Source organism: uncultured Aquimarina sp. (assembly GCF_947492115.1).
Lineage (GTDB): Bacteria > Bacteroidota > Bacteroidia > Flavobacteriales > Flavobacteriaceae > Aquimarina.
On sequence record NZ_CANLMM010000005.1, the window covers coordinates 279,379 to 301,335 of the forward strand.

13 protein-coding genes are annotated in these 21,957 nt (G+C 33.5%); 11 read left to right on the forward strand and 2 right to left on the reverse strand.

All coding sequences use genetic code 11. The features are described 5' to 3' along the window. Positions 1 to 34: 34 nt before the first annotated feature. The 5 genes from Q1A73_RS16720 to Q1A73_RS16740 all read left to right on the forward strand — a co-directional run bounded on the left by Q1A73_RS16720 (position 35) and on the right by Q1A73_RS16740 (position 7,999). Positions 35 to 1,807 (forward strand): long-chain fatty acid--CoA ligase, encoded by a 1,773-nt coding sequence (locus tag Q1A73_RS16720; RefSeq protein WP_299607625.1) that lies wholly within the window; start codon positions 35 to 37, stop codon positions 1,805 to 1,807. Positions 1,808 to 2,000: 193 nt separating this feature from the next. Further along, positions 2,001 to 2,456 (forward strand): MarR family transcriptional regulator, encoded by a 456-nt coding sequence (locus Q1A73_RS16725; protein ID WP_299607627.1) that lies wholly within the window; start codon positions 2,001 to 2,003, stop codon positions 2,454 to 2,456. Positions 2,457 to 2,475: 19 nt separating this feature from the next. Continuing rightward, on the forward strand, positions 2,476 to 4,881 hold the full coding sequence (locus tag Q1A73_RS16730) for a 3-hydroxyacyl-CoA dehydrogenase/enoyl-CoA hydratase family protein (RefSeq protein WP_299607629.1): 2,406 nt from the start codon (positions 2,476 to 2,478) through the stop codon (positions 4,879 to 4,881). Between the two features lie 85 nt (positions 4,882 to 4,966). Beyond that, a complete protein-coding gene (locus tag Q1A73_RS16735) occupies positions 4,967 to 6,157 on the forward strand; it encodes an acetyl-CoA C-acyltransferase (RefSeq protein WP_219008089.1) in 1,191 nt (396 codons plus the stop codon). Between the two features lie 33 nt (positions 6,158 to 6,190). Continuing rightward, positions 6,191 to 7,999, forward strand: coding sequence for an acyl-CoA dehydrogenase family protein (locus Q1A73_RS16740; RefSeq protein ID WP_299607632.1), 1,809 nt, complete (start codon positions 6,191 to 6,193; stop codon positions 7,997 to 7,999). Between the two features lie 118 nt (positions 8,000 to 8,117). Here Q1A73_RS16740 and Q1A73_RS16745 read toward each other — a convergent pair whose 3' ends face one another. Beyond that, complete coding sequence (locus tag Q1A73_RS16745) at positions 8,118 to 8,912, reverse strand: hypothetical protein (RefSeq protein WP_299607634.1); 795 nt, start codon at positions 8,910 to 8,912, stop codon at positions 8,118 to 8,120. 769 nt (positions 8,913 to 9,681) lie between these two features. On the opposite strand from Q1A73_RS16745, the gene Q1A73_RS16750 reads away from it, so the two are divergent. Both Q1A73_RS16750 and Q1A73_RS16755 read left to right on the forward strand, forming a co-directional pair. After that, entirely contained in the window at positions 9,682 to 11,976 is a 2,295-nt protein-coding gene (locus tag Q1A73_RS16750) for a starch-binding protein (protein ID WP_299607636.1), read from the forward strand. Between the two features lie 270 nt (positions 11,977 to 12,246). Beyond that, positions 12,247 to 13,044, forward strand: a complete 798-nt coding sequence (locus tag Q1A73_RS16755) for a sugar-binding protein (RefSeq protein ID WP_299607639.1) — start codon at positions 12,247 to 12,249, stop codon at positions 13,042 to 13,044. Positions 13,045 to 13,114: 70 nt separating this feature from the next. On the opposite strand, the gene Q1A73_RS16760 is transcribed toward Q1A73_RS16755, so the two are convergent. Further along, on the reverse strand, positions 13,115 to 14,881 hold the full coding sequence (locus Q1A73_RS16760; protein ID WP_299607641.1) for a glycoside hydrolase family 15 protein: 1,767 nt from the start codon (positions 14,879 to 14,881) through the stop codon (positions 13,115 to 13,117). A gap of 92 nt (positions 14,882 to 14,973) precedes the next feature. Here Q1A73_RS16760 and Q1A73_RS16765 point away from each other — a divergent pair, with 92 nt between their 5' ends. The 4 genes from Q1A73_RS16765 to Q1A73_RS16780 all read left to right on the forward strand — a co-directional run bounded on the left by Q1A73_RS16765 (position 14,974) and on the right by Q1A73_RS16780 (position 21,550). Next, complete coding sequence (locus Q1A73_RS16765; protein ID WP_299607644.1) at positions 14,974 to 17,178, forward strand: bifunctional alpha,alpha-trehalose-phosphate synthase (UDP-forming)/trehalose-phosphatase; 2,205 nt, start codon at positions 14,974 to 14,976, stop codon at positions 17,176 to 17,178. Positions 17,179 to 17,231: 53 nt separating this feature from the next. After that, positions 17,232 to 18,353 carry an MFS transporter gene (locus Q1A73_RS16770; RefSeq protein WP_366141466.1) on the forward strand — a complete coding sequence of 374 codons (1,122 nt, stop codon included), beginning with the start codon at positions 17,232 to 17,234 and terminating at the stop codon, positions 18,351 to 18,353. Positions 18,354 to 18,461: 108 nt separating this feature from the next. Beyond that, positions 18,462 to 19,640, forward strand: coding sequence for a nuclear transport factor 2 family protein (locus Q1A73_RS16775; protein ID WP_299607647.1), 1,179 nt, complete (start codon positions 18,462 to 18,464; stop codon positions 19,638 to 19,640). 182 nt (positions 19,641 to 19,822) lie between these two features. After that, a complete protein-coding gene (locus Q1A73_RS16780) occupies positions 19,823 to 21,550 on the forward strand; it encodes an amidohydrolase family protein (RefSeq protein WP_299607650.1) in 1,728 nt (575 codons plus the stop codon). The last annotated feature ends 407 nt before the right edge of the window (positions 21,551 to 21,957 follow it).

Consider the following 21,957-nt stretch of genomic DNA (forward strand, 5'->3'; position numbering starts at 1 on the left):
TCTTTAAAACAGAGTAAAACTATCTGAAAAACGTATGAATACAATTACTAGATTATTTGATTTTCCGCATTACCAATTAGAGAAATATAACCTAGACAAAGCCTTAATCACCAAATATAATGGAGAATGGGTCGCTACTTCAACGAAAGAATATGTAGAAAAAGCAAATCAGATCAGTCGTGGTCTTTTACGATTAGGTGTAAAACCAAATGATAAGGTTGCTATTATTTCTTCAAATAACAGAACCGAATGGAATATTGTAGATATCGGTGTATTACAAATTGGGGCTCAGGATGTGCCTATCTACCCTACTATTTCTCAAGAAGATTATGAATATGTATTAAATCACTCTGAATCTATGTATTGCTTCGTGTCTGATGACGAAGTTTTACAAAAAGTAAATAACATTAAAGGAAATGTTCCTTCACTAAAAGGAGTATATTCTTTTACTGACCTTGACGGTTGTGATAGTTGGAATAAAGTTTTAGAACTTGGAAAAGACGACAGCAATCAAGAAGAGGTAGAAAAAATAATGGCGTCTGTAAAAGAGGACGATCTAGCAACTTTGATTTATACATCCGGAACTACCGGAAGACCAAAAGGTGTAATGCTAAGCCATAAAAACGTGGTAAGCAATGCATTGCATAGTTCTACAAGATTCCCAATTGTAGATGGAGAAACAAAAGCATTGAGCTTCTTACCTGTATGTCATATATATGAGCGAATGTTGATGTATTTATATCAATATAGAGGAGTTGGTATTTACTTCGCAGAATCACTAGAAACAATTAGTGATAATTTAAAAGAAGTAAAACCAGACGTAATGACTGCGGTTCCTAGATTATTAGAAAAAGTATATGATAAGATTATTGCTAAAGGAACAGATCTTACTGGAATCAAAAAGAAATTATTTTTCTGGGCTGTTGAATTAGGTCTTAAATATGAGCCATACGAAGCCAACGGTTGGTGGTATGAAAAGAAACTAGGAATAGCAAGAAAACTTATATTCAGTAAATGGCAAGAAGCTTTAGGAGGGAATCTAAAAGTAATTGCTTCTGGTAGTGCTGCATTACAATCTCGACTTGCCAGAGTATTTAACGCTGCTGGAATCAGTGTGATGGAAGGCTATGGATTAACCGAAACATCTCCTGTAGTATCTGTAAACGATGTACGCGATAGAGGTTTTAAAATAGGTACTGTAGGAAAAATGATTCCCGAAACCGAAGTTAAGATTGCAGAAGATGGAGAAATTCTTGTAAAAGGTCCTCAAGTGATGATGGGATATTATAAGGATGAAGAAAAAAGTAAAGAAGTGTTACAAAACGGGTATTTCCATACTGGAGATATTGGAGAAATAGATGGTGAAGGTTTCTTACGCATCACAGATCGTAAAAAAGAGATGTTCAAAACTTCTGGAGGAAAATATGTTGCTCCTCAAGTAATCGAAAATGCGATGAAACAATCTCGTTTTATAGAACAAATTATGGTCATTGGAGATGGAGAAAAAATGCCAGCTGCTTTCGTTCAACCTAATTTTGAATTTGTGAAAGACTGGGCCACGAGAAAAGGAATTTCGATTGGTGCTACTCATGAAGAAATTGTTTCCAACCAAACAGTAATTGACCGTTTCCAAGAAGAAGTAGACGAACATAACGAAAAATTTGGAAAATGGGAACGCATCAAAAAGTTTGAACTAACTGCAGATGAGTGGAGTATCGATGCTGGACACCTTACTCCTACTATGAAATTAAAAAGACGTGTAATCAAGGCAAAATACCAAGATTTATACGCTAAGATTTATGGCTAATTCAATTCACTGATTACAAATGTATGGTGTAAAACTTTAACTTTAAATCAGTAAACTCCTCATTTTATGGGGAGTTTTTTTATTAATTCATCAGAAAAATGTAAATTACTTGCTCTTTTTGTAATTTTTTATCCAATTTATTATGCGTGCATAATAAATTTTTCTTACCTTTACAGCATAACAAATTTTCTGAATGAGAGAAAAAACAATTGATTATGCACTCCGCGCTACATGGATGGCTGTAGCCAAGATGTACAACGAGGAAGCAAGTAAAAAAGGAAGTACTATGGCAACCGGATTTGCTTTAATAAGCATTGATCCCGAAAATGGAACACCATCTACTTCTTTAGGCCCAAAAATGGGTATGGAAGCCACTAGTCTATCAAGAACTTTGAAAACCATGGAAGAAAAAGGATTGATCTTCAGAAAGAAAAATCCTCAAGATGGACGTGGCGTATTAATTTATCTAACTCCTTTTGGATTAGAAATGAGAAACTTTTCTAAAGACGTAGTATTTACTTTCGATCATGCTGTACGAAAGCATGTTCCAAAAGAGAAACTTGATACTTTCTTAGAGGTTTTTCAAATGATTAATGATCTCATAGCTACAAAGAAAATTTACACGAATAAAGAATCTATAACATCTTAACAACCAGAAGTTAAAAAAAATGAAAAGAGTCATTAAAAAAGTTGCAGTCGTTGGTTCAGGAATAATGGGCTCAGGTATTGCGTGTCATTTCGCCAATATCGGTGTCGAAGTACTATTATTAGATATCGTACCAAGAGAATTAAACGACAAAGAAAAGGCAAAAGGCCTTACACTAGAAAGTAAAGTGGTTCGTAACAGGTTAGTAAATGATTCACTAACTGCCGCTCTTAAATCCAAACCTTCACCAATATACAGTCAAAAATTTGCTGCTCGTATCACTACTGGAAATCTGGAAGACGATATCGCAAAAGTAGCTGATGTAGACTGGATCATCGAGGTTGTCGTAGAAAGACTTGATATTAAGAAACAAGTTTTTGAAAATTTAGAAAAGTATAGAACACCAGGAACCTTAATTACTTCTAATACTTCTGGTATTCCAATTAAATTTATGAATGAAGGAAGAAGTGAAGATTTTCAAAAGCATTTTTGTGGAACGCACTTCTTTAACCCGGCTAGATACCTAAAATTATTCGAAATCATTCCTGGACCAAACACTTCATCTGAAGTACTTGAGTTCTTAAATGGATATGGAGAGCAATACTTGGGTAAAACTTCAGTTGTAGCAAAAGATACACCTGCTTTTATCGGTAACCGTATTGGTATCTTTAGTATCATGAGTTTATTCCATATGGTAAAAGAGATGGGATTAACTATAGAAGAAGTAGACAAATTAACAGGTCCTGTAATAGGTCGCCCAAAATCTGCAACTTTTAGAACTGTAGATGTGGTTGGTTTAGACACCTTAGTTCACGTGGCAAATGGTATTGCTGATAACTGCCCGGATGATGAACGCCATGAATTATTTAAACTTCCTGATTTCATCAATACCATGATGGAAAATAAATGGTTAGGAAGCAAAACAGGACAAGGGTTCTATAAAAAGCACGTTTCTCCAGAAGGAAAAAAGGATATCCTTTCTTTAGATCTTGACACTTTAGAATATAGAGAAAAGAAAAGAGCGTCATTTGCTACTTTAGAAATGACCAAAACTATTGATAAAGTAGTAGATCGTTTTAAAGTATTAGTAGCAGGAAAGGATAAAGCTGGAGAGTTTTATCGTAAAAACTTAGCCGCTCTTTTTGCTTATGTATCTAATCGTATTCCTGAAATCACAGATGACCTTTATAAGATTGATGACGCTATGAAAGCTGGTTTTGGTTGGGAACATGGACCTTTCCAGATCTGGGATGCTGTAGGCGTTGAAAAAGGAATCGAAATGATGAAGGCAGAAGGATATGAGCCAGCTGCTTGGGTAAATGATATGATCGCTTCAGGAAGTACTTCTTTCTATACCGTAAAAGAAGGTGCTACTTATTACTATGATATTCCTAAAAAAGAACAAGTAAAAGTTCCAGGACAAGATGCATTTATCATCTTAGATAATATCCGTAAATCCACAGAAGTTTTCAAAAACAGTGGTGTTGTAGTTGAAGATCTTGGAGATGGAATCCTAAACGTAGAATTCCAAAGTAAGATGAACACTATCGGTGGAGATGTGCTTGCTGGATTAAATAAAGCTATCGATATTGCTGAAAAGGATTTCCAAGGATTAGTAGTTGGTAATCAAGCAGCTAATTTCTCAGTAGGAGCTAACATTGGAATGATCTTTATGATGGCTGTTGAGCAAGAATATGACGAATTGAATATGGCAGTAAAATACTTCCAAGATTCTATGATGCGTATGCGTTACTCAGCTATCCCAACAGTAGTTGCTCCTCACGGAATGGCATTAGGTGGTGGATGTGAAATTTCACTTCATGCCGATAAAGTTGTGGCTGCAGCAGAAACCTATATGGGATTAGTAGAATTCGGAGTTGGTGTAATTCCTGGTGGTGGTGGATCCAAGGAGATGGCACTAAGAGCATCGGATCTTTTTAGAAAAGATGATGTAGAGCTAAATGTTCTGCAGGAGCACTTCTTAACTATTGGAATGGCAAAAGTGTCGACTTCTGCTTACGAAGCATTTGATACTAATCTTCTTCAAAAAGGAAAAGATATCGTAGTAGTTAATAAAGATCGTCAGATTGCTACTGCTAAAGCATATGCTAAATTAATGGCTGAGCAAGGATATACACAGCCAGTGAAAAGAAAAGATGTAAAAGTACTTGGTAAACAAGCACTAGGAATGTTCTTAGTAGGTACAGATTCTATGGAAGCTAGTAAATACATCTCAGAACATGATCATAAAATAGCAAATAAACTAGGATACGTAATGGCTGGTGGAGATTTATCCGAACCAACTTTCGTGACAGAACAATATTTGTTAGATCTAGAACGTGAAGCTTTCTTATCATTATGTACAGAACGCAAAACGTTAGAGCGTATAGAACACATGCTTAAAAAAGGTAAACCTTTAAGAAACTAGCATTAAGTAATTAGATTACAAGATTGCAAGGTTATCAACTATCCAATCAATCTAAAAATCAAATAATCTAAAAATCCATAAAGAAATGAAAACCGCATATATAGTAAAAGCATATAGAACAGCCGTAGGAAAAGCACCTCGCGGAGTGTTCAGATTTAAAAGAACTGATGAGTTAGCCGCTGAAACAATTCAGCACATGATGAAAGAACTTCCTCAACTAGATAAAAGTCGTATCGACGATGTTATCGTAGGAAATGCGATGCCAGAAGGATCACAAGGATTAAACATGGCACGTTTAATTTCATTAATGGGATTAGAATCTATAGATGTACCAGGAGTAACTGTAAATAGATTTTGTTCTTCAGGAATAGAAACTATTGGTATGGCTACTGCAAAAATACAAGCCGGAATGGCAGACTGTATTATTGCAGGAGGTGCAGAAAGTATGAGTTCTGTTCCAATGACAGGATATAAGACTGAATTAAACTATGATTTAGCAAAATCTGGTCATGAAGATTATTACTGGGGAATGGGAAATACAGCCGAAGCTGTTGCAAATCAGTTTAATGTTTCTAGAGAAGATCAAGATGAGTTCGCTTACAATTCTCATATGAAAGCTTTAAAAGCACAAGCAGAAAATCGTTTCCAAGATCAAATCGTTCCAATCAATGTAGAGCAAATTTATGTTGACGAAAATGGTAAAAAGGCATCTAAATCATATACTGTAACTAAAGACGAAGGACCACGTGCTGGAACTAGCAAAGAAGTGTTAGGTAAACTACGTCCTGTTTTTGCTGCTGGTGGTAGTGTTACCGCTGGAAACTCTTCACAGATGAGTGATGGTGCTGCTTTTGTAATGGTAATGAGTGAAGACATGGTAAAAGAACTTAATCTAGAACCAATTGCTAGATTAGTAAACTATGCTGCTGCAGGTGTAGAACCAAGAATTATGGGTATTGGTCCTGTAAAAGCTATTCCTAAAGCATTAAAACAAGCAGGTCTTAAGCAAGACGATATAGAACTTATTGAACTTAACGAAGCATTTGCATCACAATCTTTAGCGGTTATGCGCGAACTTAATATCAATCAGGATATAGTAAACGTAAACGGAGGAGCTATCGCATTAGGACATCCGCTTGGATGTACTGGAGCAAAACTATCCGTGCAGCTATTTGATGAAATGCGTAAACGTGATATGAAAGGAAAATACGGAATGGTAACCATGTGTGTTGGAACCGGACAAGGTGCTGCAGGTATTTTTGAATTTTTGAATTAAAAAAAACTAGAATAAAGAAATAACACTAATAAAATGAGTACAGAAACTTTAAATAAAGACATTCTTAGAGGAGGACAATTCCTTGTTAAAGAAACGAAAGCTGAAGATGTATTTACTCCAGAAGATTTTTCTGAAGAGCAAAAGATGATGCGTGATAGTACTAAAGAATTCGTTGATCGCGAACTTTGGGCACACTGGGAAAGATTTGAATCAAAAGATTATGCTTTTACAGAGGAATGTATGAAGAAAGCTGGTGAGCTTGGTCTTCTTGGTGTAGCAGTTCCTGAAGCGTATGGTGGACTAGGAATGGGATTTGTTTCTACGATGTTAGTATGTGATTACATTTCTGGTGCTACAGGATCGTTTAGTACTGCATTTGGAGCACATACTGGTATTGGTACTATGCCAATTACATTATATGGTAATGAAGAACAAAAACAAAAATATGTTCCTAAATTAGCTTCTGGTGAGTGGTTTGGAGCGTACTGTCTTACAGAGCCAGGTGCTGGTTCTGATGCAAACTCTGGTAAAACAAAAGCCGTATTATCAGAAGATGGATCACATTACCTGATTTCTGGTCAAAAAATGTGGATCTCTAATGCCGGATTCTGTAATGTATTTATTGTATTTGCTCGTATCGGAGATGATAAAAACATCACAGGATTTATCGTAGAAAATGATCCTTCTAATGGAATTTCTCTTGGAGATGAAGAGAAGAAATTAGGAATCCACTCCTCTTCTACTCGTCAGGTATTCTTTAGTGACACTAAAGTTCCTGTAGAGAATATGCTATCTGAAAGAGGAAACGGATTTAAAATTGCAATGAATGCCTTAAATGTTGGGCGTATCAAATTAGCAGCTGCTTGTTTGGATGCACAACGTAGAGTAATTGGTGAAGCTACAAAATATGCTAATGAGCGTATTCAATTTAAAACTCCAATTATGAACTTTGGAGCGATCAAAGCTAAGATTGCTGAAATGGCAACGAATACGTATGCTGATGAATCTGCTTCTTATAGAGCTGCTAAAAATATCGAAGATAGAATTGCTATTCGTCAAGCGGAAGGAAATACGCATCAGGAAGCTGAATTAAAAGGAGTTGAAGAATATGCAATTGAGTGTTCTATTTTGAAAGTAGCAGTTTCTGAAGACGTTCAGAATACTACCGATGAAGGTATCCAGATTTTTGGAGGAATGGGATTCTCTGCAGACACGCCTATGGAATCTGCTTGGAGAGATGCTCGTATTTCTCGTATCTATGAAGGTACTAACGAAATCAACAGAATGTTAGCCGTGGGAATGTTAGTGAAGAAAGCAATGAAAGGACATGTAGATCTTTTAGGGCCAGCAATGAAAGTTGCTGATGAACTAACAGGAATTCCTTCTTTCGATACTCCAGATTATTCTGTATTATTTTCTGAAGAAAAAGAAATTCTTGCTAAACTTAAGAAAGTATTCTTAATGGTAGCAGGATCTGCTGTTCAGAAATTCGGTCCACAATTAGAAGAGCACCAACAATTATTGATGGCTGCTTCAGATATTCTTATCGAAATCTATATGGCTGAATCTACGATCTTACGTACAGAGAAAAATGCAAAACGTTTTGGAGAAGATTCTCAGGAAATCCAGATCGCTATGTCTCAATTATATTTATACAATGCCGTAGACATTATTATCAAGAAAGGAAAAGAAGCGATCGTTTCTTTTGCTGAAGGTGATGAGCAGCGTATGATGCTTATGGGACTTAAGCGTTTTACTAAATATGCAAACCAGCCAAATGTTGTTGCATTAAGAACTAAAATTGCAGATAAAGTAGCAGCAGAAAACGGATACTGCTTCTAATAATAATTTTAATATATCCTATCCTAAGGATTAAAACTAGGAAAGTTGTTTAATTTTGATTTAATAGACCGCCTTTCTGTTGGGGAAAGGCGGTTTTTTATTGGTTATAATTATATAATTACCCTCTACAACCACGGATCACACCAAAAAGGAAGTCATCAGCAGCTTGCCCATACTCATCTCCACAATTTCTATCAAAAGGATTCGTACTTCCTCCGAGCACTCTTCCACATTGATCATGATCTAAACAATCTTTAGTCCAAGCACTGGCAATAGTAAAAATTCCTGGACATCCAGATCCACAGCGACCTAAACAACGATCTCCATTAACTAGTTTTCGATCACTAAAGGATTGTCCATTGTTATCATCATATTCGGCTGTAACATAGGTGTTCTTTCTGATACAGGTAATACCTTCATCATTACCTTTCGACAAATTTGTTTGAGAACCTTTTATTACGATTTTCTCGTAACGATAATTATTCGGTGATTTCGCCCAATACTCTAATAATCGTAATAAGGTATACTCCGCCATTGTAAAATTATCTACAGAACCATCTTTAAATAAATACATTGATAACTCTTCTCCTAACATCAATAGCGTTTCTTTTTCTTTGGTAGAAAGTATTACATTTTTTCCGTCAATTTCAATAAACTCGTTGCTGTAATCTATCGAAGCTGTAATTCTTACATCATTAATAGAAACTTTAACCTGATAGTAATTCAAATCCTTACTGGTTACCTTATAACCAATCTGAAAGCCATTTATTTCTTTATTTCCTTCTAAATGGTCTTCTTGGTGCACTTCTAGACCAAGCACTTCTTTTGTTTGAATATCTTCTTGTTTATCGCAAGAAAATAACGCCAAAAGGAATAAAAAAAATAATCCGTAAAATCTAAAATGAATTTTCATAATAAAATATATTTAAGTTGGTTCCTTAAAGATACCCTAGTAAAATTCTTTGAAGACAAAGAAAATATTATGAAAACATTAATCTATTATAACGTAAAGACAGTCTTTAAAAGTAAACCTAAAAAATTCTAAACCGATGATTTCTAGAAGATATGATGGATACAACAAAAAGTAGCGTGTACTGGCAAAATCCTAAAAATTACCGAAATACTATAAAAAATTGTTAATTATAGCTTGTTTCTCAACATATTATGTGAAATAGTAAGAATTTATCAACACGAAAACGTTGTAGTAACTTTTAGAAACTCAAAAATTGAATATTTCGTAATAACTTAGTGGAAATTTAACACAAGAAACACTTTTACAAACTAAAATTTACGAATTATGAAAACAATTTCACCTCCTCCGAAAATTTCTAAATTGTTTGAGCTACTCTAATTAAACAAACTTTTCTTTTAAATATTCAGTCAGGAATACAAGAATAAATTTCTAAAATAAAGATTGCCGAGAAAAAATTACTTATTACTTGTCGTTATAACTAATATGTCATCAGTCGAATAATTACCAAAAGACTATTAGTTTAAAAATTCTTTAAAATGGTGTAACGTAAATCAGTGTTACGATTATTCCTATTTCAAATACATACGACCAGCTTATTATTAATCTCTTCAGGCTCTTTTTTCCGACAGCGAAAATTTGAGAAAAACACAAATTTACTTACGTATTTAAAACCTCCGTTCTCATTAAAGAACACAAAAAATCTTATGAAATGAAAAGAAAAACCCTTTTTAAAATTTTAGTAAGCTTCTTATGTTGCTTCCCGCTTATGCAGATGCAAGCACAAGATGAAGACGTTATGTTCCAAGCCTTTGACTGGAATGTTCAAAACCAACCTGCTGGTCAAACTTGGTATGATGTAGTAACCAGTGTAAGTAGTACGATTAGCGATGCTGGTATTGATCTAATATGGATGCCGCCTCCAAGTAACTCAGCAGCGCCACAGGGATACCTTCCAAGGGAACTTTATAATTTTAACAGTGCCTACGGTACAGAAGCACAATTGAGAAATCTAATCAACCAGTATCACTCTCAGGATGTAAGAGTAATTAGTGATATTGTAATCAACCATAGAGTTGGTAGCAATGACGCCGTTACTTTTACCAATCCTGCTTGGCCAACTTATTTTATTACTGCCGATGATGAAGGTAGAAATTTTGTAAACTTCCCAGTAGAGTTTAGTATCAATGGTGATTTTGTTCCTGGTAATGCTCTAAAAGCAGATGGATCTGGTGGTGGATTTGCTGCTGCAAGAGATTTAGATCATGAAAATCCAGAAGTACGACAAGAAATCATCGCCTGGATGAATTTCCTAAGAAATGATCTAGGTTTCGATGGTTGGAGATATGATTTCGTACATGGATATAATCCTATATACAACAAAGAATACAACGATGCTACAAATCCTTATTTTGCAGTGGGAGAATTACTAGAAAGTAGCAGAGTACAAACCAACAACTTTGTAAACTGGACACAAGGATCTTCATCTGCATTTGATTTTAATACTAAAGTAAGTCTTCAAAATGCACTAAGAGATAACAATTTATCTTACCTAAGAGACTTTTCTGGTAATCCATCTGGAATGATCGGAATCAACCCAACAAAATCCGTAACTTTTTTAGATAATCATGACACTGGAGAAGCGCAACAATGTTGTGGATCTAATTTTGTATTTCCCGGAGGAGAAAGCAATTTAAGAAAAGGATACGCTTACATTTTAACACACCCTGGTAATCCAATGGTATTCTGGACACACTTCTTTGATGCTGGAGCTGGAGTACAAAATGCAATTAGAGATTTAATCGCTATTAGAAAAGATGTAAGAGTATTTGCTGGATCTTCTATTAACATTGCAGAAGCAAGAAATGATTTATATGCTGCCTATATCGATGGACGAAATGGTACTATTGCCATGAAATTAGGAAGTGGTAATTGGTCTCCTAATGGAAGTGGATGGACTCTAAGAACTTCTGGAAGTGATTACGCTGTTTGGACACAAGGTGGTGGAGATAATACAGGTGGTGGAGAAACTGTAGCTCCTTTTACTGTTAATTTCAAAAAACCATCTAATTGGGGAAATACAATCAACGCATATTTCTTCGATGCTTCAGCTAATGCAACTATTTCAGGAACTGCTGGTTGGCCAGGACAACAGATGACTAACATCTCTGGTACTCCTTGGTATTCTTATACATTAACACCACCCGCTGGAGTATCTGCTGGTAACATAAGAGTAATCTTTAACGATGGAAGCAATCAAACTGGAGATTTATCCAGAAGTACAGACGGTTGGTATACCAATGGAACGTGGTCTGATACTTGTCCATCTGACTGTAGCTCATCTGGAGGAGGATCTAATGATGTTACATTAAACTTCCAAAAACCTAGTAGTGGATGGGGTACTAATGCTAACTTATATCTATTCAATAGAGCTACAAACCAAACATTAGCTGGAACGCCTGGATGGCCAGGAGATGTGATGACCAATTTAAGTGGAACTTCTTGGGCAAGAAAAACATTTACAACACCAAACGGAGTATCCGCAAATGATATCGGAGTTGTATTCAATAATGGAAATGGTCAACAAACTGTAGACCTTACTAGAGGTACAGATGGATGGTTTACTGTTACCGGAAGTAGTAGCGGACAAAGAACAGGAACTTGGTCTACTAATTGTCCGAATAACTGTCCTTCTACAAGAGCATTGGAATTAGCTGATGAAGCTGATAAAGGAAATAGTTCGATTATAGAAACAGACGTTACGCTGTGGCCAAATCCTGTAAGAGAAAGAGGAACCTTAAGTGTTAATACTCCAGAAAACGGTGTCTTAAGCGTATCCATTTCGAATATTTTAGGTCAGACAAAAACAATTTATAGCGAAAGTACCTTAAAAGGAAATCAAACTATTGAGATAAACGCTAATGATATGCGTGAATCTGGAATATATTTCTGTACGGTTACCCTTAATGGAGCAAAACTGAAAAGAATTAAAATTGTAAAACAATAATTTTTTTGTCCTAATTACTTACCATCGTATCACAAGTTGATATGTCAGTCAAAAAGCGGTCGTTTGAAGTAAACGACCGCTTTTTTTATGATTAGAATTCACCCTTTCCTTTAAGTTAATCATCCTCGGTTCAATCCTTAGAGCATTTAAATATTGATTATCGACTTTACAAAATCTTAACTTTTATAGATTCCTCGAAAACGAGTGAATGTTTTTAATATCTTTCCGATTCTGTTAAGTTTAAATTCAATAACTATAAATAATAATCTTGTGAAAAAAATAGTCTTCTTACTTTCATTAATCTTAATCATTTCCTGCAAAAAGAAAGAAAATAATAATTCAGATAAAACAATTGCTGATAGTACAGAACAACCTGCAGAAATTGCTAAAAAAGAAAAAAAAGACCATCAGCTAAGAAATATAAAGAAGGCAGAAATTACTCCTAATATAGACGGTGATATGAATGATCCTATTTGGAACGAAACCAAATGGTATCCTATGGATCAAAATTGGATAGGAGAATTTCCAGATGTCAACGATTTTTTTGGACGCTATAAAATGGCATGGACACCAGAAGCGCTATATATATTAGTAGAAATAAAAGATGATGTATTATATGATCAATACAAAGATCCTTTAAAACTTTGGTGGGATGATGATTGTGTAGAAATTTTTATAGATGCTGATAATTCTGGAGGTGAACACCAATATAATAATAATGCATTTGCATATCATGTAGCATTAGATGGTAATGTGGTAGATTTAGATGCCAGTAAAAAACCTCTGTTATACAACAATCATGTGAAAATGAAGCGCAAGACGGATGGTGATGTTACTGTTTGGGAATTCGAAATGGTTGTATTTGATGATACCTATGAAGAAGGGAAAACTAATGATCCCCTTGTATTATCTAAAGGTCAAAAGCTAGGTTTTGCCATTGCATACAATGATAACGATGCGAGTAAAGAAAGAGAAAACTTTATGGGTTCTGTTTTTGTACCAGGAGAAGATAAAAACCAAGGTTGGATCAATGCAGATATCTTTGGCACTATTGTTTTAGTAGAATAACATTTTTTATAAACTACAAATACAAGATGCTATTTGAGATCTTGTATTTGTAGTATTTCTATTCTATTTATTAGCTTTCCGAAAAATTCACTGCAGTTTCTATTAATGCTAGATGAGAGTATGCTTGTGGAAAATTACCAAGTAATCTTTTAGATTTAAAATCTATATCCTCACTAAACAACCCTAAATGGTTACTGTAGGATAATAATTGGTCAAACATTTTACGGGCCTTTTCCTTCTCTCCTATTTTGTTTAAACTATTTATAAACCAAAAACTACAGATCGTAAATGAAGAGGAAGGCAATCCAAAATCATCTTTATTCTTATATCTATATAGTAATCCATCATTACATAATTCTCGTTCGGTAGCTTTTACTGTATTCACAAATCTCGGATCTTTTGCTTCTATAAATCCATAGGACTCCATTAATAAAGTAGAAGCATCTAGGTCAGCCGACCCATAAGACTGTGTATACGCTTGCACCTCTTCATTCCAGGCATTCTCATATATATCATTATAAATTCGATCTCTCAGTTCTTTCCACCTTTCATTATTGTTAGTTTTACCTATTAATTCTCCTATTTTGATAGCTCTATCCACAGCTACCCAACAAAGTAGTTTGGAAAATGTAAAATGTCGTTCTTCTGTTCTAAATTCCCAAATACCTTTATCAGGTTTTTCCCAGTTTACGTTTACAATATGTACAATACTTTTACTAATGGTCCATAAACTTTCGCTATCATCTACCGCAGCATCAAATTTTACAAATTGCTGATAAATTACATTCATTAAGATACCATAGATATCATTTTGTTTTTGGTGAAAAGCTGCATTTCCAATCCGAACTGGACTAGAATTTTTATAACCACTAAGATGATCAAGTGTTTTTTCTGTAAGATCCTTCTCTCCATTAATTCCATACATAATCTGAATCTTTTCATCCTTATCAGGTATAATATCAATTATAAATCTTAGAAAGCGTTGTGCTACTTGTTTATGCCCAAGATCAGAAATTACTTTTATTACCATAGAAGCATCTCTAATCCAACAGAAACGATAATCCCAATTTCGTACCTCTCCTATAGTTTCTGGTAACGAAGTAGTTGCAGCCGCTAATACAGCTCCTGACTTTTCATAACTCAATAATTTAAGCACTAAAGCACTTCTTAGGATTTCCTGATTATACAAATTATAAGAGGTCGTTTTTTCGCTCCAATCCATCCAATACACTCGTGTCCTTTGTAGTTTAAGGTAACAAAGTTCTAGTGATTGTTTCAAAATCTTTTCGTGATAACTTATCAAAAAATAAGCGTTATCAGTCAATGTAATTTCTTCAGAATTCAGAATGGTTTCTAAATCAAGATCAGAGTATAGATATAAGGTATCATACTTATCTTTATCTGTGATACTTTTAATATAATTTTCAGTTACTTTTGAGTAAGTATCCTCTTTTGCATATTCTAGCTTAGGATCATAATTTACCCTAAAAGTCGGTTTACCCGAAATTAACTTAATGTATCTAATGATATCTGCCGGTGCATGATAAGAACCATCTTCATTTTGATATCGCGGCATAAAATCAATACTTTCAAAAACATCCGTTCCATTATTATATTCCGTTACCAGAATATTTGTTTTAATTATATATTTCTGAGAAACCTTATAATCATCACTCACTAAAATTTCGAAAGTTCCTCCTTTATCTTCATCCAGAATTTTTGCAAAAACTGAAGATGAATCAAAATTGGGAAGACAACACCAATCAATAGCTCCTTTCTTTGAAATTAAAGCTGCGCTCTTACAATTTCCAATAATTCCGTAGTCCAAATTATTCATATAATTTCAAGTTCTTTTAAATAAACGTACCTTTATTCGCTGAACCGAAATTTAATCAATCAAAATTAGTCAACCAACTTTCACCAAGCTTTATGAGTAAAACTATCATAATCTCAAATCGACTGCCTTTACAATTAGAAATTGATAATAATTCCATTAATACGATACCAAGTGTTGGAGGATTAGCAACAGGAATGAAATCTGTTCATTCTGGAAGTGATAGTATTTGGATCGGTTGGAGTGGTCTTACTGAAGAACAATTAGACGATAATAAAAGAATTCTGGTAAAAAATGCATTGACAAAACATCAATGTGTTGGAGTTCCATTAACTTCTGAAGAAATTGATGGATTTTATTATGGTTTTAGTAATAATACTTTATGGCCACTATTCCACTATTTCATGGAATATACCGAATTTGAAAAAGATAGTTGGAATATATATCAATCGGTAAACCAAAAATTCGCGGATATCGTCATCGAAAACCTTGATGAAAATGATACTATTTGGGTACACGATTATCAACTACTACTGTTACCCGAAATGATCCGAAAAAAGAAACCGAATGTAACCATAGGATTCTTTTTGCATATTCCTTTTCCTTCATATGAAGTATTTAGAACAATTCCTTGCAGAAAAGAAATACTAAAAGGACTATTAGGAGCAGATTTAGTTGGATTTCATACGTATGATTATGAAAGACATTTTCTAAGTTCCGCGCAAAGAATTTTAGGATTAGAAATTAACTTTAACAATGTACAGCTTGATAACAGAATTGTTAAAGTAGATTCTTTCCCTATGGGTATTGATTATCAAAAGTTTCATGATGCCGCTACCTTACATAATGAAAAAGAAAAACAGGATCAAACTGAAATACAACAAAAAATAGATGAGCACCTTGCAGATGGAGATCGTGCAAAACTCATTTTATCCATAGATAGACTTGATTACACAAAAGGGATTGCCAACAGATTAAGAGCCTTTGAATATTTCTTAGATAAATACCCTCAATTTAGAGGAAAAGCAAGATTAGTAATGCTTGCGGTACCTTCTAGATCTAACGTTCCACAATATCAACTACTAAAAAATGAAATTGATCAACTGGTAGGTAGAATTAATGGCAAATTCTCGGAAGTAAGCTGGACTCCTATTTGGTATTTTTATCGTTCGATGCCTTTTGAGAATTTAATTGATTTATATACTTCTAGTGAAGTGGCTTTGCTAACTCCTATAAGAGATGGAATGAATCTGGTTGCCAAAGAATACATCGCTTCTAGAGTAGATAAAAAAGGGGTTCTTATCTTAAGTGAAATGACAGGTGCTTCAAAAGAGATGAGCGAAGCACTTATTATCAATCCAAATAATTTTGAAGAAATAGCGGACACCCTAAAGTTTGCTTTAGAGATGCCCGAAGAAGAACAGATAAAAAGAAATACTGCGCTACAAAAGAGATTGAAAAGATATAATGTAGAGAAATGGGCTAAAGATTTCATGGAATCTTTAGAAAACACTAAGACCACAGCTAAAAAGTACTCATTAAAGAAATTAACTCCCGAACTAAAGAAAGATTTATTATCAGATTTCGAAACTTCTAAAAATCGAATTTTATTTATTGACTATGATGGAACTTTAGCTCCTTTTGAAAAAATTCCTGAAAATGCTAAACCCACCCAAAAAATATTTGATATTTTAGATAACCTGCAAAAAGATAAAAGAAATAAAGTCATATTGATAACTGGTAGAGATAAATTTACTTTTAATAAATGGTTCGGTCATAAAGATTATACCTTAATTACCGAACATGGAGCTTGGCTAAAAGACGTAGATAAAGATTGGGAACTATTAGAAAGAGTAAATAACGATTGGTTCGAGTCTATTGCTCCTGTATTAGAATCGTTTACAGACAGAACACCAGGTTCTCTTATCGAAGAAAAAAATTATTCGTTAGCTTGGCATTTTAGAAACGTAGATCCAGATCTTGGTAAACTAAGATCTATGGAATTAAAAACCACAATACAACACCTCATCGCTAACCATAATCTCGAAATTTTAGAAGGTGATAAGGTATTAGAAATAAAAGTAAGTGGTATCAACAAAGGAAAATCTGCTTGCAAAATGCTTGTAGAAAAAGACTATGATTTTATTTTTGCCATAGGTGATGATTGGACAGATGAATATATGTTCAAAGAATTACCATCTTCTTCATATACAATTAAAGTAGGGTTGAAAAAAACGATTGCCAAGTTTTACGTAGAAGATACAAATCAGGTTCATCAATTATTACAAGAGCTTAACTAACTTTTAATATAAATATTCTGAAACCAAAGATCTATATACTTCCTGTTATTATTATTGCCCAGTTTTTCTGTACGTCTTTGTGGTTTGCAGGAAACGCTGTTATAGATGATTTTGCAGCTCAGTTTAATGTAGGTTTTAATATACTAGGATATCTTTTATCAACGGTTCAATTTGGTTTTATTATCGGTACGCTCACTTTTGCCCTTTTTACATTGGTAGATCGATTTTCTCCATCAAAAGTATTTATGATTTCAGCAATCTTGGGAGCGCTTTGTAATATTGCTCTATTAGTACCCAACATTACTGTTCTTAATGTACTCACAGCACGATTTGGAACTGGTTTTTTTCTAGCCGGCATTTATCCTGTTGGTATGAAAATAGCCTCCGATTATTACAAAGATGGTTTAGGAAAAGCATTAGGATATTTGGTAGGTGCTTTAGTTATGGGTACTGCACTTCCTCATTTATTAAAAGAACTATCATGGAATAGCGATTACAAAATCGTAATCCAGTCTACTAGTTTGCTAGCCTTACTTGGCGGATTATTAATTTATTTTTGTATTCCTAATGGTCCTTATAGAAAACCCGTTTCTAAATTACAATTAGGAGTAATCACTGAACTTTTTGGAATTATTAGTTTTAGAAAAGCTGCTTTCGGATACTTTGGTCATATGTGGGAGCTTTATGCATTTTGGGGCTTTGTTCCAGTACTACTAAAAACCTATGTCGAAAAGCATAGAATAGGAATTCCAATATCCCTCTGGTCATTTACGATCATTGCTATTGGTTTCTTTTCGTGTGTTTTGGGTGGTTATATTTCCTTGAAAACTGGAAGTAGAAAAGTGGCACGGTATTCACTAATTATTTCTGGGCTTTTTTGCTTAATCTCTCCGCTCCTATTTCAATTACCAGTAGAAATATTTTTAGGCCTGTTATGTTTCTGGGGGATGGTGGTGATATCTGATTCTCCTCAGTTTTCTACAATGGTAGCTGGTGCTGCTCCTCCAGAACTGAGAGGAACTGGACTTACGATTGTAAATTGTATTGGTTTTGCAATAACGATTCTTAGTATTCAATTACTTTCCTATCTAGTCAACCATATGGATTCTATGTATATATTCCTTTTTTTGGGAATTGGTCCACTAATTGGTCTTTACGCTTCTCGAAAACAGTAAACTTGATTTTAAAGTTGATATTTTTCAACTCTTAATTATCGGAAATAACTCTTAACAAATACTTAAGAAAATACTTGATATTTACCTGTATTTTAGAAAACAAAACCCATGAGAAACATTCTTTTTTTCGTAATACTATCCCATTTTTTTTTAAGTACAGCTCAAACGGATACAGAAGTATATTTATTCGACATTTCAACAGAGAATAATGAACTAAAGCTTACCAATCAAAGAAATATTTCAAACAATCCAGGCTATGACAATCAGCCTTCTTTTTATAACGATAATATTGTTTTGTTTTCTTCTACCAGAAATGGACAAACTGATATAGCTGCGTATAATATTAGAGACAATAAAATTGATTGGATTTCTAATACTTTAGAAGGAAGTGAATATTCACCTACTAAAATCCCGAATCAAAAGGCTATTTCGGCTATTAGATTGGATACCACAGGCAAGCAACTATTGTACTCGTATGATTTTAAAACTGGGAAACCTAAGGTATTATTAGAAAATCTTGTAGTTGGATATCACTCTTGGTATGATAAAGATATAATTGTTTCCTCTGTATTAGAGGATCAGAGTCTGTCACTGGTGGTTTCTAATCTAAAAAATAAGACGAATGCAACTCTACAAAAGAAAATAGGAAGATCATTACATAAAATTCCAAACTCAAAGCTCATCAGTTATATCAGCAAAGAAAATGAACAATGGGAAATAAAGTCATTAAATCCAATCTCTGGCGAAACGAAAAAAATTATAAATACGATTCCAGAGGCCAAAGATATGTGTTGGTTACTAAATGGAACTATTTTAATGCCTAAAGGAAATATAATTTATAAGTTTAATCCAAAAACAGATAAAAATTGGAGCTTGTTTTATACTTCTACAGATCCAGGACTTGGGAATATTACAAGAATTGCTACAAATTCCATTAGCACTTTACTGTCCATAGTTTCTGATGTATCACCAGAGCGTATCGTTCAGCAGCAATTAGATGCCTATAACGCTAGAAACATTGACGCCTTCGCCTCAACATACTCAAAAAATGTAAAAGTGTATTACTATCCTAATAAATTAAGTTATGAAGGGATAGATAATCTAAAAAAAGGGTACGCATCCTTTTTTGAAAATACACCAGATCTGCACTGTGAAGTAAAGAATAGAATTGTATATGGAAACAAAGTCATTGACGAAGAATCAGTACTCATAAATGGTAAAAAGATAAAAGCTGTAGCGATCTATGAAGTGGAAAACGGTAAAATAGCTAAGGTTACTTTTTTTTAGAATCCATCAATAATAAAGGCAAAATAACATTTCTTAGTATCAAAATTTAATTAATAAGATTCATAAATATGATTTAAACGGAAACACATATTTATTTAGAATTATTTTTTCTTTTCACGTATCTAATATTTTTTTATACTTGACATTTGTATTAATAAAATTAACAATCACACAAATCACTAATGAATAGAAATTTCGTTTTAATCACTATTGTAGTTATATGCTCGACTTTTTCAGGTTTTTCTCAATCAATTTTACTCAAAAACATAAATCTTATCGATGTAGAAAACGGTAAAATTCAAAAAAACAGGAATATACTTATTGAAAAAGATCGCATATCAAAAATTACTGCTGACGAAATAAAAGTAAATAATGAAGTTTCTATTATTGACGGAACAGATAAGTTTCTAATTCCTGGTATGATTGATACTCATATACATTTTTTTCAAACAGGAAGCTTATATACCAGACCAGATGCAATCGATCTAACAAATAACTTTTCTTATGAAGATGAGATACAGTTTGCAAAAGATATAATCCCCGATAATTTTAAACGCTATCTAAAATTAGGTATCACATCGGTAATGGATGTTGGAGGTCCTTTTTATAATTTTACTGTACGAGATAGTATTGCTAAACATAATATTTCTCCAAATGTTTATGTTACAGGTCCTTTATTTTCTCCATACCAACCTAAAGCTTTTTCCAGTCTGGAAGACATCCCTATAGAAAAAATCAACTCTAAACAAGAAGCCACGAAACTATTTAATAAAATGATTGCTTACAAACCTGATTTTATCAAAATATGGTATATATCAGGTAATGGATTACCTGCAGAGAAAACCTATCCTATCGTTGCTCATATTGCTGAGTTAACTCATAAAAACAACCTGAAATTAACAGTTCATGCAACTAATCTAAAAACTGCAAAACTAGCGGTAAAAGCAGGTGCCGATATTTTAGTGCATAGTGTAAATGATCAACTTGTAGATGATGAATTTATCAAAATGCTTAAAGATCATAAAGTAACATATATACCAACTTTAATTGTTGGTAAAAATTATGGCAAGGCATATCTAGCTAACCCTAGCAATCATATACAAGATCTAACCTATGCAAATCCAAAAGTATATGGTACATTAACCGATATGAATAGATTTTCTGATAATGAAATTCCAGACAGAATAAAAAAACTAAGAAAAGATCCAAAATCCTTAGAAAAAAGAAATAGAACTCGCGATAGCATAATGCTTACAAACCTTTTAAAACTAACTGAAAAAGGAATTAATATAGCTACTGGAACAGATGCTGGAAATATAGGTACAATCCACGCTTCTTCATACATCCAAGAGATTGAAGCTATGAAAAAATCAAACATATCTAATTTTGATATTATAAAAGCTTCTACAATTAATGCTGCTTTAGGTTTTGGACTAGAAGGTGATATTGGATCTATTAAGGAAAGAAAATTAGCCGATTTGGTTATTCTATCTAAAAATCCCGTTGAAAATATTGAAAATTTAAATTCAATAGAAGAAGTTATTAAAAGTGGAGAAATATTGAATATTAAAGAGCTTTTAAAAGAAACTCCAGAACAAATTGTACAAAGGCAGGTAAATGCCTACAATGCTAGAAATATAGATGCTTTTATGGACACTTATTCGGATGACATAAAGATCTACAACTTCCCTAATGAACTATCCATTTCTAGTAAAGCAGACATGAAAAAAAGTTTTGAAACTATGTTTGAAAAGGTTCCAAACTTATACTGTGAAATTAAAAACCGTATTGTTCTTGGTAATAAAGTAGTCGATCGAGAATATGTAAGATTTGGAGATCGCTACTCCAATGTTATAGCAATCTATGAAGTAGAAAATGGTAAAATAGCTAAAGTTACCTTCTTAAGATGAATCGAATAGAGGTTACAGTCAAATGAAAAATCCTGTGCAACTACATATTTAAGAAATTGTTTCATTAACGGACAAAGAGTTTGATTTTATATTGAGCCATTTTAAAAACTACTAAAAAACGGAGGCATCAATATTTGGTGCAAGAATGAGAAGTTGTAAAAAAGAATAGAATATTAGACTACTAAAGGTTGTATAAAAAGTTATTTTTTAAATGAGAAGGGCAAAGAACATATTCTTCGTTTTGCTGTAGAATATTCGTGGATTACGGATTATGAAGCTCCTTCTCTAATCAATATTAATTATCTAGAAGATCGTGAACCACCCTACATATCTTTTGATAATAGAGATAAACTTAATAGCTAAATCTACAAATGAAATTTTTCTTAAAATTCAAAACTCAATTGAAT

What these genes read in the sequence shown, in the direction of transcription:
- Q1A73_RS16750 (WP_299607636.1), top strand. Translation starts at nt 9,682, where the DNA reads ATGAAAAGAAAAACCCTTTTTAAAATTTTAGTAAGCTTCTTATGTTGC.
- Q1A73_RS16730 (WP_299607629.1), top strand. Translation starts at nt 2,476, where the DNA reads ATGAAAAGAGTCATTAAAAAAGTTGCAGTCGTTGGTTCAGGAATAATG.
- Q1A73_RS16780 (WP_299607650.1), top strand. Translation starts at nt 19,823, where the DNA reads ATGAATAGAAATTTCGTTTTAATCACTATTGTAGTTATATGCTCGACT.
- Q1A73_RS16720 (WP_299607625.1), top strand. Translation starts at nt 35, where the DNA reads ATGAATACAATTACTAGATTATTTGATTTTCCGCATTACCAATTAGAG.
- Q1A73_RS16775 (WP_299607647.1), top strand. Translation starts at nt 18,462, where the DNA reads ATGAGAAACATTCTTTTTTTCGTAATACTATCCCATTTTTTTTTAAGT.
- Q1A73_RS16735 (WP_219008089.1), top strand. Translation starts at nt 4,967, where the DNA reads ATGAAAACCGCATATATAGTAAAAGCATATAGAACAGCCGTAGGAAAA.
- Q1A73_RS16740 (WP_299607632.1), top strand. Translation starts at nt 6,191, where the DNA reads ATGAGTACAGAAACTTTAAATAAAGACATTCTTAGAGGAGGACAATTC.
- Q1A73_RS16765 (WP_299607644.1), top strand. Translation starts at nt 14,974, where the DNA reads ATGAGTAAAACTATCATAATCTCAAATCGACTGCCTTTACAATTAGAA.
- Q1A73_RS16725 (WP_299607627.1), top strand. Translation starts at nt 2,001, where the DNA reads ATGAGAGAAAAAACAATTGATTATGCACTCCGCGCTACATGGATGGCT.
- Q1A73_RS16760 (WP_299607641.1), bottom strand. Translation starts at nt 14,881, where the DNA reads ATGAATAATTTGGACTACGGAATTATTGGAAATTGTAAGAGCGCAGCT.
- Q1A73_RS16745 (WP_299607634.1), bottom strand. Translation starts at nt 8,912, where the DNA reads ATGAAAATTCATTTTAGATTTTACGGATTATTTTTTTTATTCCTTTTG.